The 17,410-nt window shown below is 51.4% G+C and carries 11 protein-coding genes; 9 read left to right on the forward strand and 2 right to left on the reverse strand.

Annotation, left to right across the window (positions count from 1 at the left end; all coding sequences use genetic code 11):
• Positions 1–61: 61 nt before the first annotated feature.
• Complete coding sequence (locus FMM01_RS01075) at positions 62–3,889, forward strand: hypothetical protein (RefSeq protein ID WP_027827586.1); 3,828 nt, start codon at positions 62–64, stop codon at positions 3,887–3,889.
• A 131-nt stretch (positions 3,890–4,020) separates the two neighbouring features.
• On the opposite strand, the gene FMM01_RS01080 is transcribed toward FMM01_RS01075, so the two are convergent.
• Entirely contained in the window at positions 4,021–4,533 is a 513-nt protein-coding gene (locus FMM01_RS01080; RefSeq protein ID WP_051225095.1) for a hypothetical protein, read from the reverse strand.
• Entirely contained in the window at positions 4,523–4,993 is a 471-nt protein-coding gene (locus FMM01_RS01085) for a GNAT family N-acetyltransferase (protein WP_027827585.1), read from the reverse strand. Before FMM01_RS01085 ends, FMM01_RS01080 begins: the two co-directional genes overlap by 11 nt.
• Positions 4,994–5,223: 230 nt before the next feature.
• Between FMM01_RS01085 and FMM01_RS01090 the strand changes: the two genes are divergently transcribed.
• The 8 genes from FMM01_RS01090 (at position 5,224) to FMM01_RS16140 (ending at position 17,410) form a co-directional block, all read left to right on the forward strand.
• Positions 5,224–6,282, forward strand: a complete 1,059-nt coding sequence (locus FMM01_RS01090; protein ID WP_150391459.1) for an IS30 family transposase — start codon at positions 5,224–5,226, stop codon at positions 6,280–6,282.
• Positions 6,283–6,595: 313 nt separating this feature from the next.
• The gene (locus FMM01_RS01095; RefSeq protein WP_150391460.1) at positions 6,596–7,648 is read left to right on the forward strand and encodes a DUF916 domain-containing protein; all 1,053 of its coding nucleotides are present in this window, start codon (positions 6,596–6,598) and stop codon (positions 7,646–7,648) included.
• A gap of 40 nt (positions 7,649–7,688) precedes the next feature.
• Positions 7,689–11,681, forward strand: coding sequence for a hypothetical protein (locus FMM01_RS01100; RefSeq protein ID WP_150391461.1), 3,993 nt, complete (start codon positions 7,689–7,691; stop codon positions 11,679–11,681).
• 161 nt (positions 11,682–11,842) lie between these two features.
• On the forward strand, positions 11,843–13,000 hold the full coding sequence (locus tag FMM01_RS01105; RefSeq protein WP_150391462.1) for an AI-2E family transporter: 1,158 nt from the start codon (positions 11,843–11,845) through the stop codon (positions 12,998–13,000).
• Positions 13,001–13,084: 84 nt separating this feature from the next.
• Positions 13,085–14,470, forward strand: coding sequence for a hemolysin family protein (locus tag FMM01_RS01110; protein WP_051225093.1), 1,386 nt, complete (start codon positions 13,085–13,087; stop codon positions 14,468–14,470).
• Positions 14,471–14,631: 161 nt separating this feature from the next.
• Positions 14,632–16,230, forward strand: a complete 1,599-nt coding sequence (locus tag FMM01_RS01115; RefSeq protein WP_063515345.1) for a peptide chain release factor 3 — start codon at positions 14,632–14,634, stop codon at positions 16,228–16,230.
• A 115-nt stretch (positions 16,231–16,345) separates the two neighbouring features.
• A complete protein-coding gene (locus FMM01_RS01120) occupies positions 16,346–17,251 on the forward strand; it encodes a diacylglycerol/lipid kinase family protein (RefSeq protein ID WP_027827581.1) in 906 nt (301 codons plus the stop codon).
• A gap of 3 nt (positions 17,252–17,254) precedes the next feature.
• On the forward strand, positions 17,255–17,410 hold the full coding sequence (locus FMM01_RS16140; protein WP_190973421.1) for a hypothetical protein: 156 nt from the start codon (positions 17,255–17,257) through the stop codon (positions 17,408–17,410).

The raw sequence follows: 17,410 nt of genomic DNA on the forward strand, positions 1-17,410 counted from the left end.
GTTATTTAGAGTCATTAACCATAGTGTTTAACGGTAATCAATCGTAATGGGGGGATCTGTCATGCAACGCAATTTGATGAAGAAGGGAGTCTGGGGGCTGTTACTCGTAATCCTGGCGAGCAGTGTTCTGTGGCTAGGGCAGCCGGCTCAGGTTGCCGCCGATACAATCGGGGATGTACTCGATAATACTGGAACCACAGTACCCAAGGATAAGAATGGGCAACCGTGGAATATGTATCAAGTGCCTGGGCTGACGAATAATCAGGGCGTTTCCCGGGACCATGGGATGAATGAAGGGTCCTTTGTACGGTCTGGGACGGCAGCGTCTGGGGCGCCTTTATCGACGACGCCGGATTCGTCAGGAACTGGTTATCAGGATATGGATTCGACGACGAACTCGCCCCAAGCTGAGTCGCCAGCGGATATTCAATTCCAGGATTCGGATGACGGGACGCACGGTAATCCGTGGTTCGTTATTAACTATGTCAATAAGCTTGGCTTTGTTGACTATGGCAATGCGGATATTGCCAATAATTTCAGCAAGTCATCAACTCCGTTTGATACCGATGCCAACCACTATCTGTATAATCCCGATGGCGTACAGAGTAAGATGGATGGCAATACTGGAAAATTGAAAGATGGCGAATCATTCAACGGCGGCTATCTGCAGATTTCCGGAAACGTTCCAATTAGAGCCCGGATTGCCACCACCCCGACAACAATCAATGCGATCATGGCAGGCAACTGGGGGGTTATGGTCCGGGTTGACTTACCCAAAGGCGTCAATGCAAAGGACTTGGCAAGTACCGTTGCTTGGAATTCCTCGTATTTTTACCTAACTCTGGACACGTACACGTTTAATATAGATTATAATTTTTTATTTATCCCTATTAAGATCCCAATCACATTCAAAAATCTAACATTTCCACTCCAGTTTGATCATCATATATACTTGGACAAGAACAATCCAGACGGCAATGATTTTTACTTGAAGGTCAAGGGAATTCCGTTTAGCTATAACATTCCCTCGGATGGATCAAGTGCGCAGATGCAATTGCAAAAGCCAAAATCAGATGCGCTGGATTACCTGCACAACAGATACTATGATGGCGGTCAAATGGAGCCATTGGATAATCTAGATAGTGATTCAGACAATAGCCTCGATTTGAATGGTCAGCCGGAGTTTCAAACGCAAGGAACTGGCCGTGGGATGCCGTGGGATGCCTGGTATGGCATAGCTCACGAGCTAGTCATTGATCCTTTACAAGGTCAGGGATTGCTTGGACAATTTGCGTCCTGGGCAGCATCGGTCATTCTCACCACGTTAGTTCCTGAAAGCCCGGTTTACAAAACGGGGCTAACCGGACGTACTTTGGCTATGTTGAACGGTGTTACTAAGATGCAGTCAGCTGATCGTAAGACAACCAATGGGAATATTTTAGGTGCACTTAATAGCATCATCGTTGCCCCGATTATCAACAACCTTGCCTCATACTTTACCCAGAACTACTTCAAGGGTACAGCACATATCAACTTTACGTTCGACATTTCGAAATACGCTGACCACAGTAGCGCAGACCGAGAAGCGTTGACGTCGGGCAAATTGTTTGCGGCGCCGTATTCAGACGGAAAAATCAATGATGGTGATGGGCTGCAGTCCGGCGACAGACGTGGATTTGGGATTACGATGTTTAACACGGCTCAGCTGGTTGACCCGTATCGGGTGTTGACTGGGTCAAATACAATGGACAGCAATTCAGCATCCAGTAACGACGCCATTTTCCAGCACTTAAAAGCGGGGGTCACGCCGATAGATTATGCCCTGGTGAAAACGGGTGAAAAAGGAACGCCTTATCCGGTGTACACGAACTTTACTTCCTGGACCGGGGCAATTACCCCTTACGACCGGCTCCACTGGGCTGACGACAGCAGCAAGCCTTTACCGAAGATTGCAACAGATACGTTGCACTCCCAGGACAAGCTGGCTAGTGATCTGAATTCTCGCAGTGCCACGCCGGATCCGGCGAAGGACGGCATTTTGGTCAACGACGGAAAAGCATTCCCAGTACAAGACCAGACGACTTTCTACAATCAGGAGCAAGCGTATCAACCGGTCTTTAACAAGGATAAGTTCACCACCGCCGGCGTGATTCGACCGCAGCGGTACGCGAACGTGTATCAGTTGTACGATTATTCCAAGAGTACTCCGACGCCGTTGGAAACACCTAAAGCGGTCTATGACGGGGTGGATAACAACAAAGTCTCCGTGACAGCCAATGATGGCGTCAACTTTGACGGCACCACGATCAACAGCGCGTTGAACAACAGCCAATGGCATTACACCGGGACGCTGAATACGTTACCTCTGGCGGATGCGACGTTGGGGTTGAATCAGTCGTTGAAACCGACGATTGATTTGTCCGATTACTTCCCGATTTACGTCAACCGCAGTGAAATTACAGGCGGCAAGAGTCAGACCAAGCCGGTGGGGTACTTCCGGGACCCGTTGGCCACCGGGACCAATGCGTCGAATTTGCATCTCGGCTTCTCCACGAAGCAGACACAACAAGACGCTTGGAACAAAACTGGCGAAGGGGTAACATACAGTCCAACACCTAAACTGTTGAGCGGCAACTTTTCTAGCAAGAATGATGTGGCACTTGATCAAAACCAAAATATGGCGAACAACACAGCCATGAGTTTCAACTCAGACGGTTCGGCTGTGGGTAAATTTCAAGTACCATTGCAAAGCGACCCGACATCGATTCTATATTATGGTTATGCAGATGTTGATCGAGATAACACCAAGGTCAATATTGTCAACAGCTACAAGCTGGGCGCTAACGTGGATAACACGGCTTCGGATGATACCATGCTGGTCATTGATGACAACACCCCAGATAAAGACTGGTATACGATCAAGAAGCAATTTTCGGATGGTTCGCTCGTCCACTTTGTTCAGAGCGGTGACACTGGCAAAGATGTCGGGGTGACCACTGAAGGTATCAGTAATCAGCTTGGCGGCAAGAACTATGGGAAAGATGTTACGTTGATGATTCCGATTGTCCCGGGTGCAGACATTGACGGGACACCGCAAGTCACCACAAGTGATTCAGGCAACTCACTAACCAGTGGTCCGACCAAGGTTTCGTCGGGGAATGGGGATATTGATAAGAAATATGCTTCCTATCAAGTATCGTTCGCGAGTCCCCCGGAGGAATTCAAGTTTACTTACCAGTACAAGATCACGGATCCGACCCAACTGCCGTATCAGCGGTCATTACAAGACTTGGCGGTGAATGGTACCCAGGCGTTAGGGGTGTCCAATGGCATTTCGTTCAATGAGTTCAAGAACGAAAACCTGGTTCATGTGCCATCACTCGATTTTGGTAAACATCAGACGCCCAGTGCAACGGGAACCAATGCACCATATAGCCTGACTGATCCGCAAGATGCGTACTTCCAAGTGCAGGATAATACGAATCACATCGGATCGTGGACCTTGTATGGGGCAATGGGGCCCTTTACCAGTGCGGACCACAATACGCAGTACACGGACTTCAGGACCAGTCTGGGTGTACCGGGGACGGACGTCAAAGGTACTGGCGAAAGCGGCGTTACTCCGGTCGACGTTACCGGTGCGTTCGATCCAGCGTGGGACTACAGCCAAATGCGGTATTTCAACCATTACCCCCACGACATGATTTCAAACAATCAGCAAACCAAACTCTACGAGTTGAATCGGTTGCAGGGTGATGTTGATAATACAGAGAATCCATTGACCCGCTACTATCCCAAGGCCGGGTTAACGGTGCCGGCAGAAACCATCACAAATGGTAAATACACTTCCACGATTACCTACCTGTTGTCCGATAACGGTTCCCTATAATCGGTCACAACAAAAACACCCTCCAGATGAAGGGCGTTTTTGTTGTGCTTGAAAGTCCGTATCGGACATGGATAGGGATGGTTTCAGAAAATTAGATGTTGTGAGAGCGCCTTTTTAATCCAAATAGTTCGTTATTTATTCGTCTTGATTGATTTAGGTCGTGGGTTGCGGACTTGAACCTCTTTGGTGCCCGTCCGCTCCACACTGAGTAAATCATAATCGATATATCCGCCAATCAATACCGAAATGAACATGATCAGCATCAGCCAGCCGATCAGCGACCACATGATCCATTCCCGGGGAAAGACGTTGCGCACTACCCAAGTGGCGACCCCGCAGAAGACGAAATCGATGCCCAGGTTCAGCACCCGTTTCTTCATGTCGCCATCGACTTTGAAGAAGTCCAGAATGTCCCGCAGCAGGGGCCGGGTGGCGTTGGCCACCAGGATGGCGAGGGGCCGTTCTACGGTGACTTTCAAGGCACTCATGACCACGGCCCCGACCGCGGCGCCGACGAAGGTCCGCCAGAGACTGGCACTGTGCAGCACCAGTGCGTTGTAGCTGGTGCCGATGACCAGCAGGGCACATAAATAGGGCAGCAGGAACAAGAACAGATAAACCGCGGCGATTTTCTTATTGGACATGGTTAGCTCCCTTAGCATCGGCGGCTAGCGGCTTGACCATTTCCCGATGGCGAATGCCGGCATCCAAAAATTCCGGCCGATCCGTTAGCGTATAGCCTAATTTCTCATAAAAAGGAATCGCGTGCACCTGGGCATGCAGCAGCAGGGCCGCGTAGGCGTTCTTCGCGGCATAGTCGGCCACCGCATTCAGCAGGACCCGGCCAATGCCGTGGTGCCGGTCGGTTTTGCGTACCGCCATGCGCTGCACATCGCCGACGCCGTGCTCATCCGGTACCAGGCGCACCGTCCCTTCGGCGTGATGGTCGTCATCGTAGGCGACGAAATAGATTGCTTTGCCTTCGTCGCTGTCCACCTCTAAGTCAGCGGGGACGTGCTGTTCTTGGACAAACACTTCTTGGCGAATGGCCAAGGCGTCGTCGTATACAGGAGAACTCAGGGAGGTCGTGATTTCAATTGCCAAGGAAGCCACTTCTTTCGTTTAAAAGTCAGTCAATATGTCCGTATTATACCATGCTCGATCGGTTCCACGACGCTGCCTGAATATGTCAATACCAATTTTCAAATGATAGCCGGATTTAAAATTGAAGTGCAACACCGATTGAGTTAGACCAATCGACCGGGTTGATTTAACAAAATAGGCCATGAAGACCTATCCTTGAAGCGACTAAACTACCAAGAAAGGTGACCTTCATGACCCACAATCAGTCTAACAGTCTCGGCTCGTACACTCAACTCACAGAGGGCGAGCGCGGAATAATTGATGCGCTTTGGCACTCCCATGAATATTCCATTCGCGATATTGCACACATCATCCATCATTCCCCTAGTACGGTAAGCCGTGAGCTTAAGCGCGGCCGAGTCCAGCAACGGGATTCGAATTATCATTACTACAAGGATTACTTCTTTGATGCTGCCCAACGACAACACGAAGAACGACAGACCCATTCCCACGCCAAGAGCATGTTGGAGAAGTGTACCTACTTCTTTAACTGGCTGACCGCTCAGATCAAGAAGCATGCGTATCGTGAACAAAGTATTGATGGGTACGTGCATCAGTTCCAGCAACTCTGGCCTAATCGTTCGTGCCCCTCAACGCCGACCGTGTATCGCTACATTGATGCCGGACTGTTGTCAGTGACCAACATGGATCTGCCTGAGAAGTTGCGGCGTCGCGAGAAAAGGCCAGGCCGTAGTCATGCGCGTAAGAATAAACGCATCGCTGGAACGTCCATCGACAAGCGGCCCAAACAAATCAATAACCGCTGGTTTGTTGGTGACTGGGAAGGCGACCTGGTGAAGGGGAAGCGTTCTGCCGACCAACCAGCATTACTCACCCTGACAGAACGTGTCACACGTTATGAGCTGATCTACAAGATCCCAAACTATCACGCCCGGACTTGCTTAGAGGCCATGCAATACGTTCTGAACACACATGATCCTTATCTATTCCACTCCATCACCTTCGACAACGGTTCTGAGTTCGCCCTCTTGGACCAACTCAGAGGAACAAAGATCTACTACTGCCATCCCTATACACCCAGTGAACGTGGCAGTAACGAGAATGCCAACGGCTTGATTCGAGAATTCATTCCAAAGGGTCAATCACTATGGGAAGTCTCTAAGGAGAAGATTCGTAAGAGCCAAGATGTCTTAAACCACCGGTTAAGGAAGTGCCTTGGATACCGCAGCGCAATCGCGGCGCTCCAGGCCTCCCCCCTGGGCCTGGAGGAATCCCTGCCCACTACCTAAACCAATTCACATGGATGAGTCTTCACTGTTGCACTTAATTTGACAATTCGGGTTCAAATGATATTTTGTCATTTCTGAAATACCAGTGGGAACTGAGCGGTATATAATAAAAAATGGGTGAAGTGGAACTTCCGATGGAAATCTGGAATAACTAGGCCAGTGAAGCAAAACACCCGTTGTTTTTTAACCGTTGTGATGCTACCATTTCAGATAGTTGTGAATAGGGAGTTTGGCCGACTATTTTCGGAAAACGGATTCTGATTCTTACGTTATTCTTGCCGGTAAGAGTACTGGTTTCATTGGAGGTGATGTCGTGCCCAGGAAATATATCATCCGGCCGTGGTGGCTGCTCAGCATCCTGGCGGTGTTGGTCGGCTTGTTTAGCAGTGCCGTCACTGTGCATGGCGCCGCCACAAAAACGCCGAAGAAGGCCTACGCCGTGAGTGCGGTGCTGCCGCCCAATCAGGTGGATGGCGCGTTGAATTATTGGCAGCTCAGACTGACGCCAAACCAGACGCAGACCCTGCAATTGCAGGTCGCCAATATCGGCAGCGAGCCGATTACCGTCGATGTCTATGCCAACAACGGCACCACCGACAGCAATCCGCAGATTATATACAGTCAGGCGGCCACCAGCGTGTATCCCAAGACGGCTACAAGTTTTGCCTCATTAGTCGTAGGGGCGAGGAAGAAAAGTGTGACGCTGGCGCCGGCAGCGGTGAAAGTCGTCGAGTTTACGATCCGGGCCCCAGCCAAGCAGTTTTCGGGTATGATTCTCGGCGGTCTCTATTCAGAAGCCGATGTGACCACGACCGCGACGCCGATTCGGCAGAAAGTGGCCTATCAGCGCAGCGTCGTGCTCCAAGGCAGTAATATCAACACCGAGCGGCCCAAGCTGAAGTTTGGCGCGGTGCAGCCCGTGGCGGAAGCCGGTGAGCTGGCCCTGCGGCTGGCCACCAGCAACGACGCTCCAATGTACGCTTACGCATTGACGACCGATCTGACGGTCACTAATCGCGGTACTAAGAAACGAGTCATCCATACGACCGCCCAAAACGGCAAGGTCGCCCCGCAAAGCCGATTCAATTGGCAGTTTCCGATACATAACTTGCCCGCCGGGGCGTACCGCATGACACTGGTGGTGGCCGGCAATAATGTTGCCCGCCAAACCATCACCCGCAATTTCACTATTGAACAAAGCCAGGTCCAAGCCCTGGCTGATTACTCGTCGCCCAATCGGCGCAACATGATCATCGTCGTTATTCTGGTGATACTGATCATCATTTTGATGATTGCCGGCTGGGTCTTGATCTACAATAAAGGCCGCCGCCATGGCGAACGGCTTTGGGATAAATTAAAGCATTAAGATACTTAGGATTTCAGACATAATTACTGGGGGAATTTTGATGAGGATCATCAAGAGACATAGAACTAAGCAGGGACTCGTCGGCCTCCTACTGGCCGCCCTCATGGGGGGTGCGTTGATTGCTGGTAGTGGGCCGCAGGTGAAGGCGGTGACCATTGGGGATGTGTTGGATAATAGCACGCTTTCAACAAAGACAAATAGCAGCGGGATACCGCAAGTAGTTACACCTACAGGCAATCCGTGGAGTATGTACCAGATTCCAGGATTAGGCCGAGAGCGAGAGCCAAGTGAGGGATCGTTTGTTAAATGGGGGTACAATGGCTGGTCTGGCGCAAGCGCTGGGATGCCTTTGTCGCCGGATATTTCTAATGCTGGAACGAATGCTGTGTCAAATATTTCATCAGCTTGGAATGGTAAAACAACCGCATCACCAGTAGCAATTTCGTTCAAGAACACTGGCAACAGTCATGGCAGCCCTTATTTTTCATTGAATTATGTAAATAAAGATAGTCTGGTAGATTTCGGCAGTAACACAACCGCTGGTATGGACCCATTAACTATTAGTCGAGCATGGGCTGGCCAAAATCTTACGGCTGCCCAGCAAAAAGCAATATTTAGTCAGGGGACAGGTACGGATTCAACACCAGCCAAGTCAAAAATGGTACTATCCAACGGAAAGTACGTTTTGGATACGGCCAATAACGAGTCATTTGATGGTGGTTATATGCAAGCTACTGGGAACGTCCCAATTCAGGCCGCAGTGGCAGGGTCTAAAAGTACAGTAGACGCCACGATGGCTGGTGACTGGGCGGTTATGGTTCGGGTTCAAGTTGCGCAGGGCATTGACACTAAGGCATTTGCATCAAGTATTGCATGGGATAAGTCGTATTACTATTTAAAGGTTGATTCCGTATCGTTGCTGGGGCAGAGCGTCAGCATCAACTTTCCCATGCAGTTCGATCACCATGTTTATCTTGATCCAGCTCATCCACAAACGTTTTATTTGAAGGTGAAGGGGATTCCTTTCTGGATGAATCAAAAGGCAACTGTTGATGGCCATTGGACAGGAATTCCGCTTTGGTCAACATGGGTACCCACCGCTTATGGTTATAATCAATTGCAACTGCAAGACGGGAATGCTGATTACGTTGATTATTTACACAATAGGCAAATAAGTCCAACATCAGCGCAAACTTTGGATAATCTGGGAGCAGATGGTACAGCTACTGACAATAAACAATATAATTATGGTACTCCGGGTACTTCGCTGGATGATTCTTCTCTCAATATGATTAAAAAAACTGGAGACGACATTCAGCCTCTATTTCCCAAAACTAACGTGCCCGCGGCGAGCGTCACGTCACTTTGGAGTATATACGATTTAATTCCAGGTAGTATTTTGCTTGGGGGATATAAGAGTCCTGTGACTCAGACAGGCCAAACCGGACGAATGATTTCAATGATTAATGCAATTACGGGCAATGAAACAAGCTTCAGAAGTACTGGGGGCAATATAATTTCAGACTTATTGAATGGAATCAGTGCATATTTTGGTAAGAGTACATTTAAAGGTACAGCCCATATAAACTTCTCTTTTGATATGTCAAAATACACTGCGGGAACATCCAAAGATCAACAGGCGCTTACGGCCGGACGTTTCTTCGCAGCACCGAATGCTGACGGCACATTTAATATGGGTGATGGGACATCATCAACGAGTGCGATTCGGATTACCATGTACGATTCTTCACAGCTGGTTGATCCTTATAATACAACTAGCGGACTGGATCGACAATCTGATGATGCAGCCAGTCCACTACGTAAGGCGCTGCATATTGTGCAAGCAGACCAAACTGGACAGTCTGGCCAATCTGGGATGACTCCAGCGGACTATGCAGTTATCAATAAGGATGACATTACTGATTCGGCCAATCCAGATAAAGGGGGGACTGTATACCCAACGTACACTAACTTTACATCTTGGACGGGGGCCATCGTCCCATACGATCGAGAGCACTGGTCTGACGATGACAGTACAGAAAGCACCTCATTCACTGACACAATGCATTCCCAGGGTAAATTTGGGTCCGACTTAAGATACCGTACCGCGTCCCCCGATCCGGCTAATGATGGGGTACTAGTGAATGATGGCTCCCCGTTCAATATCGATAAACCGGCGGATTTCAAGACCAACTATATTGATCAATATACCCCGATTTTTGATAAGACCAACACGGCAAAGCTAACCACTGCGGGGGTCGTCAAACCGCAGCGTTACGCCAATGTTTATTCGCTGTATAATTACGTCAATGGTGTGGGAACGTTGCCGAGCAGTAATGAGCCTGTGCCGGTTTATACAAGCACAGGAACTGGCGGTAACAATCTCAGCGTTACAGCTGGTCAGGAAGTTGCAACGAAACCGGCTGTCGCGACTAATGCGGCTAAGGGAGCCACAAGTGTTACGTCGTCTCTGGATAAGGGGAGATGGCGTTACACCGGAACCATGGACAGCGGCGGTGGTGCTTTAGCACTGGCAGATGCTACAATCAGCCTTTCTCAACCATTGAAACCGCAACTTACACTGAATGGTCAGAGCCCTTACATTGTGAGCGACGCCCAGCTCAATGCCGGCGGTGGCGTGACCAAACAGCTGGGCACATGGCGTGATCCGTTGGGCTTGGTGGTCCAAACCGCCCAAAGTGACAACCTCAGAGGGACTGTATCTGCCTCCAATACCCAAAAGCAGAATACTAACTGGGATAGTATTCAGAACATGGATACGAAGGTACACGGGATGTCATTTAATGCAGCGAGTGCCAATGTGCTGCCTGATCCAACCCAGCCTTCTACCAAGGCCGGCGGCATTACCCATGATGATCAAAGCGATCCGCAGGCCGTAACGTTTAATTACAAACTGCCCTGGAATCAGACCGACACTTCCCGTGTGTATTATGGACAGGTCGATTTAACCCGAGCAGCTGCTGTACCGCTTCGAAACAGTTACACGTTAAATCTTGGTGCGGCCGATAACACAGCGACAGCGAACTATCTGATCATTCGGAACAGCGAAACACCATCAACTAACACGTACCAGATCAAGAAGTATTTCAATACAACCGGCAATCCCACGACCCATCTCCTCACAACTGCTGACAACGGTCAGAAGATTCCGGTCAAAGCGGACGCCACAGTATCGACGGCGGGCAAGAATACGAGTCAGACACTTTCAATTTGGGTGCCTAAAGTCGCAGGAACGACGATTGATGATTTGCCAGTGGTGACTTCCGCCGATGGTTCAACGGCAACAGTGACCAATACAACAAGTCAGCAGTCCACCCAGATTCAAGCCCAGTACTATGTGTATTCGGCGCAATTCAGTAAAGTGCCAGCCAACTTCTCTTACACCTATGCGTACCATGTTGGTACGAGCGGGGTGACTGCGACTGCGTACAATCAGCAGTTAGTCGATCTGGTTATGAGCAGTTCACAATTGCTGGGTCAGACGAATGCCATTGACTTCAAGATTTCGCAAGGCGTTAACCTGCTCCATGCCCCGAATTTTGACTTTGGGAAAAACACAACGCCGACTACTGCTGCAAACTACAAGTTGACCGATGCTGGCAAGGCTGATGCGTACTTTGAAGCACAAGAAAATGATGGTTTGCCATATACAAACACGTATACTTGGATGCTTTCAGCCACCATGAACCCGTTCAAACGTTCAATGACCGATACTGGGTATAACAACTTCAACGTCATTCTTGGCAACCCTTATCTGGACGCAGCCGGCACACAGATCGACAGTGTCGACGAACACCGACCAGATGTCAATGGCTTGATGTCTGACGGCTACTCGTCATCTCGGTTATTCTACGTCGATCCAATGAAGGAACCAGATACGCAGAGCTACGACGTCAATTCAATCAAGCGATATTATCCAAACGCCAACCTGACTGTGCCGCCCCAAATAATTACACCGGGTAAGTACACGTCAACAGTGACGTATACCATAAGTGACAACGGCAGTATCTGATAGTCGCACCATCTGATCCGAGACGATTTCCTTGGGAAGTCGTCTCGGCGTTAAGTCAATCCGGCCGCGCCGCCCTGCATTTTCTTCGGAAAAGCGGGGCGGCTTTTCTACTTCTTCCGGCACTGGTCTGCTAAACTAGAAGAAGAAGGGCAGGGAGCGTTATGTTCAAGGAAATGCGGGAGTCGAAGCTGTTTTACTGGTCGGTCCAGATTCTGGTCATCGCGACGCTGGTTTGGGTGTTTTCGCAAATTGGCTGGGTGTTTACGCCTATCGCGACGTTTTTTAGTACACTTTTTGGCCCGATCATCGCGGCGGGTTTCCTATTTTATATGCTCAATCCGCTGGTCAAATTGTTGATGAAGCTTCATGTTCCCCGGCGAATGGCCATCGTGCTGTTGTTCGTGCTCTTGCTGGCGGCGGTGGCGCTGGTGTTTGCGGCAATTATCCCCAACTTGATCGAGCAAGTGACCCAGGTGGTGGATAACTTTCCCGGCTTTTTGAGCGAATTGCGCAAGTCCTCCACCGCCTTTCTCAATACGCCGCTATTGCGCCGCTTCAATTTAACGGAGTCGCTGACTCAGTTGAAGCTGGATCCGGCGACGATCTTGCGCTCCGTCCTGAGCGGTGTATCCAATAACATTGGCGGGGTGGTGTCCTCGGTGGGCAGTGTGGTGATTTCGGCCATCACGGTCCCAGTCATGCTGTATTACTTCTTGCAGGATGGGCACAAGCTGATCCCCAACATTCAGCGGTTCTTCCCGAATCGGCTGAATGATCAGATCAGTGATGTCCTGACGAAGATGAACGAGACGATTTCCCACTATGTGGCGGGCGAAGCGCTGGAGCTGCTGTTTGTCGGCACGTTCACCGGCCTGGGTTACCTGATCATTGGGATGCCTTACGCGCTGCTGCTGGGCGTGGTGGCTGGTTTCATGAATATCATTCCGTACCTGGGACCCTATATTGGCTTGGCGCCGGCCTTGATCATCGCGTCCACGATTTCTTGGGAGCAGGCGGCGCTAGTCTGTGTCGTCGTCGTTATCGTTCAGCAGCTGGACGGCAACTTTATTTATCCCAATGTCGTGGGCAAGGCGCTGGATATCCATCCGCTGACGATCATTATTCTGCTGCTGGTGGTGGGCAATCTATGGGGCATCATCGGCATGATCATCGGGGTACCGATCTATGCTGTGGTCAAGACCGTCGTTCAGTATTGGCACAGCATCCGCGTGTTGCGGGAGAAGGGCGAACTGACGGAGTTCAGTACGACGCCGGTGCGCTGGCATTTGCCCCAAGAACCGACGAAGAAAGATAAGTAGGGGCCGGCTTGTATTCACCCGGTTGCGTTGCTATAATTCTAGTAATATTACATTTTTTCAATCGAAAGCGAGTGTGGTTCTATAATGAGTGGTGACCCTGGAAGTACGAGCATGGGTGGTCAGATAATTTTGATCGTCATTTTGACAGCGGTGAACGCGATCTTCGCGGCCGCGGAAATGGCGATCGTATCCGTTAATCGGCCGCGAATCGAGGCGGAAGCCAAGGACGGCGACAAGAAGGCAGCCAAACTGCTGCTGGTGATGAACAATTCCAGTCAATTTCTGGCGACGATTCAAGTGGCCATCACCTTCGCCGGCTTTCTCTCCTCCGCCAGTGCGGCCACATCCATGGCATCGCGCTTGGCACCAGTCTTCGGGGATGTCGCGTGGGGCGAAGAGGCCTCGACAGTAATCATTACCCTGGCGTTGTCCTACATATCGCTGGTCTTCGGGGAACTCTTCCCGAAACAAGTGGCGCTGGCCAATCCAGAGGGGGTCGCTAAGGCGACTGTCGGCATCGTTAAGTTCACCAGTACGTTCACCAAACCGTTCGTTTGGTTGTTGTCGGCTTCGACCAATATTCTGACGAAGCTGACCGGCCAGAAGGTCAAGCGGGAAGAGGATAATATGACCCGGGAAGAAATGCTCCAGGTCATCGAAACCTCCCGCAAGACGGGGCTGATTCGGCCGGATGAGTATCAAATGCTGGAAGGGATCATCACCTTCAACGATAAGATGGCCCGGGAAGTGATGGTGCCCCGGACGGACGCCTTCATGATCGACATTCAGGATAACGACCAGGAAAATATCGATGATATTCTGTCCCAACCGTTCTCCCGGGTCCCGGTGTACCGGGGCGACAAGGATGAGGTCGTCGGGATCGTCCACATCAAGCGCCTGCTGAAGCGGGCCCGGGCTGTGGGCTTCGATCACTTGCAGATCGCGGACGTGATGTCCGAACCGCTCTTCGTGCCAGAAACCATCACTATTGATGAACTGCTGCGCGAGATGCAGAAGACCCAGCAGCAAATGGCTATTCTGCTGGATGAGTACGGCGGCGTGGTGGGCTTAGCCACCATTGAGGACTTGCTGGAAGAAATCGTCGGCGATATCGACGACGAATCCGATCACGTGACCACGCTGTACCATAAGGTCAATGACTATGAGTTCGTTGTTTCTGGGAAAATGACCATCACTGATTTCAACGATGAATTCGGGTTGGACTTATCGGCGGATGACGTCGATACCATCGCCGGATACGTGGTCACGGAGTTGGGGAGTATCCCCACCAACGGCCATCCGATGACACTGGATATCGGCTACGGTTTGCAGCTGGTCACGGGTCATATGGACGGGTCGCGACTGGAAACAGTTTACCTGCGTCTGCCCCAACGCTCCGCCGCTGCTGTTGCCGCTCAAGAGGAAGCCAAGACCAATGATCCGCAGCACATGTCGGTGAATGCCGGATAATTTCATTTTGTGCTAAAATAGGCGTTACAGCCGCAGAGGCTGTAGCGCCATTGCTTTGTTTTCAAGAATTCGAGGAGGACCATTATGCGCGGGACCGTCTGGTAACGGCCTTTATTCTCATTGTCAGTTACTTAAGCAGAGAATAAAGGAGACAACCAATTATGATTGATACATTAACCAAGAAGGATCTGGACCAGGCCATTGCCAAGCGCCGGACCTTCGCTATTATTTCCCACCCAGACGCCGGGAAGACGACGATCACTGAACAGATGCTGTTGTTCGGCGGGGTGATTCGCTCGGCCGGGACCGTTAAGGGTAAAAAGAGCGGCCAGTACGCCACCAGTGACTGGATGGAAATCGAAAAGAAACGGGGCATCTCGGTGACCAGTTCCGTGATGCAGTTTGATTACGCCGGCAAGCGGGTCAACATTCTGGACACCCCGGGGCATGAGGACTTCTCGGAAGATACCTACCGGACCTTGATGGCGGTGGATGCCGCGGTCATGGTCATCGACACGGCTAAAGGGGTCGAGCCCCAGACCAAGAAGCTGTTCCAGGTCGTGAAAAAACGGGGGATTCCCATTTTTACCTTCATGAACAAGCTGGACCGGGATGGCCGGGAACCGCTGGATCTGATCGCGGAGCTGGAAGACCTGCTGCACATTGAGGGCTACGCCATGGACTGGCCCATCGGGATGGGCAAGGGGCTCAAAGGCATCTACGATCGGCAAAACAAGCGGATCGAGCTGTACCGCTCCGAAGCCAAGGGCGAGAACTTTATCCCGTTGAATGCGGACGGCACCATTGATCCCAGTAATCCCTTGACTGAAGAGGGCGAGTATCAGGATGCCTTGGGCGATATTGACCTGCTGAATGAAGCCGGAAATAAGTTCGACTTGGCGAAGATCGCCAAGGGTGAACAGACGCCGGTGTTCTTCGGATCAGCGCTGACCAATTTCGGGGTCAAAACGTTTTTGGACAGCTTTTTGAGCATGGCGCCAGGACCCAGTGCCCATGAGACTGTGGACGGTGATAAAATCCAGCCGGATTCCGATGACTTTTCCGGCTTCGTTTTCAAGATTCAGGCCAACATGAACCCCAACCACCGGGACCGGATCGCCTTTGTTCGGGTGACCTCCGGCGCCTTCGAGAAAGGCATGGACGTCACCTTGGCCCGGACCGGCAAGACGCTGAGGCTGAACAATGCCACCGAATTCATGTCCGATGAACGGGAACAGGTCAGCCAGGCCGTGGCCGGGGATATCGTTGGTCTGTACGACACCGGCAACTTCGCCATTGGTGATAGTATTTATACCGGCAAGACGAAGGTTCAATTCCCTAAGCTGCCTCAATTCACCCCGGAACTCTTTGTCCGGGTGACGCCGAAGAACGTGATGAAACAGAAGTCCTTCCATAAAGGCATGAAGCAGCTGGTCCAAGAGGGGGCCATTCAGCTGTATCGGACCTATAACACCGAGGATTATGTCCTGGGGGCGGTCGGTCAGCTGCAATTCGAAGTCTTCCAGTATCGGATGCTCCACGAATACAATTCAGAGGTTGAAATGACCCCGATCGGTTCCCGGACGGCCAGGTGGATCGATCCAGAACAACTGGATCCGAGCATGGCCTCGTCCCGGAACCTGCTGGTCAAAGATTTGGCGGGCAATCCGCTGTTCCTCTTCGAGAACCGCTTTGCCGAGAATTGGTTCCACGATAAGTACCCGGACGTGAAGCTGACCGCCAAGTTCGAGATGGATTAATCTACCAGGCGGCGCGCAAGCCGCCCGGTATGCTAAGATAACTATAAGAATGCCACGCTTTGCCCACCGGCAGGGCGTGTTTTTAGATACTGAAAGTGGGAAAGGTGGGGTTTTCGTGATTCAACGGGTAGGTATTTTTTACAATGACCAAGCCGGTCACAGCCAATCGGCTCGGCTGGCCAGACAGTTCGCGGCCAAAGCGGCCAAACAAGGCATCCAGTCCGCCTATATCACCGCGCCCAGCGTGGATGAGGCGATCACGGCGGTGGCTAAGGCGGCGCACAGGTATGACGCGCTGGTGGCGATCGGCGGTGACGGCACGCTGAACTTGGTGGCGACGGCCTTTCTGCGCGCTAAAAAGACCGTGCCGCTGGGAATTATCCCGGGCGGCACGGTGAATAACTTAGCCCATCAGCTGAATATTCCGCCGCTGCCCTTGATCGCGATTGATCGACTGGTCACGGCGATGACTCAGGATCATACCGTCAGTATCGGCATCGGCCAATGCGGTGACCACGCCTTCGTCAGTTCGCTGGTCTTCGGGGCGTTGGCCGATATTTCGAACCAAGTACGGCAACAGGAGAAGCGCAAGTTCGGGCCCATCGTCTATTTAGCGAAGGGGGTGCAGCTGCTGGTGACGAATCGCTCGTATCGGATCGAAATGATCCATGACGGCGGCAGTGAGACCTCGCGGATTTGGACCGGTTTGGTGACGACCACGAACGGGGTCGGCCGAGTGCAGTATATCCCCGACGATGAGTCCGACTTGCTGCACGTCTCGCTGCTCCATCATTTCCGCTGGAACGAGACGCTGACATACTTGCGCTACTTCCTCAGCGGCCACTTCGATCAGATGAAGGGTGTGACCTATTTCACCACGGAAAAGCTACGGTTGGTGCCGGTGAATGCGAAGCACACGATTCGGCTGCGGCTGGACGGGGACAAGGGACCGGCGCTGCCGATGACCATTCGCTGGCGGCCGCGATATTTGCCGGTGCTGTTACCGAAGGAGGGGAAGTAGAGCATGACAGTGATTATTCTGGCGGCGGTCTTGTTTACGATTCTGCTGGGCTATCTGGGTCTGCACCAGCAGCACCCGAAGTGGCCAAAGATCGCGGGACTTTTGCTGCTGCTGGAAGCGGCGTTTTTCCTTTATCTGGTCTTTGACCGGTCGTGCTAG

The organism is Schleiferilactobacillus harbinensis (assembly GCF_008694105.1).
Classification (GTDB): Bacteria; Bacillota; Bacilli; order Lactobacillales; family Lactobacillaceae; genus Schleiferilactobacillus; species Schleiferilactobacillus harbinensis.

Excerpts from the sequence above, each read along its gene's own strand:
- FMM01_RS01090 (WP_150391459.1), top strand. The coding sequence starts at position 5,224 with ATGACCCACAATCAGTCTAACAGTCTCGGCTCGTACACTCAACTCACA.
- FMM01_RS01115 (WP_063515345.1), top strand. The coding sequence starts at position 14,632 with ATGATTGATACATTAACCAAGAAGGATCTGGACCAGGCCATTGCCAAG.
- FMM01_RS01100 (WP_150391461.1), top strand. The coding sequence starts at position 7,689 with ATGAGGATCATCAAGAGACATAGAACTAAGCAGGGACTCGTCGGCCTC.
- FMM01_RS01110 (WP_051225093.1), top strand. The coding sequence starts at position 13,085 with ATGAGTGGTGACCCTGGAAGTACGAGCATGGGTGGTCAGATAATTTTG.
- FMM01_RS01075 (WP_027827586.1), top strand. The coding sequence starts at position 62 with ATGCAACGCAATTTGATGAAGAAGGGAGTCTGGGGGCTGTTACTCGTA.
- FMM01_RS01105 (WP_150391462.1), top strand. The coding sequence starts at position 11,843 with ATGTTCAAGGAAATGCGGGAGTCGAAGCTGTTTTACTGGTCGGTCCAG.
- FMM01_RS16140 (WP_190973421.1), top strand. The coding sequence starts at position 17,255 with ATGACAGTGATTATTCTGGCGGCGGTCTTGTTTACGATTCTGCTGGGC.
- FMM01_RS01080 (WP_051225095.1), bottom strand. The coding sequence starts at position 4,533 with ATGTCCAATAAGAAAATCGCCGCGGTTTATCTGTTCTTGTTCCTGCTG.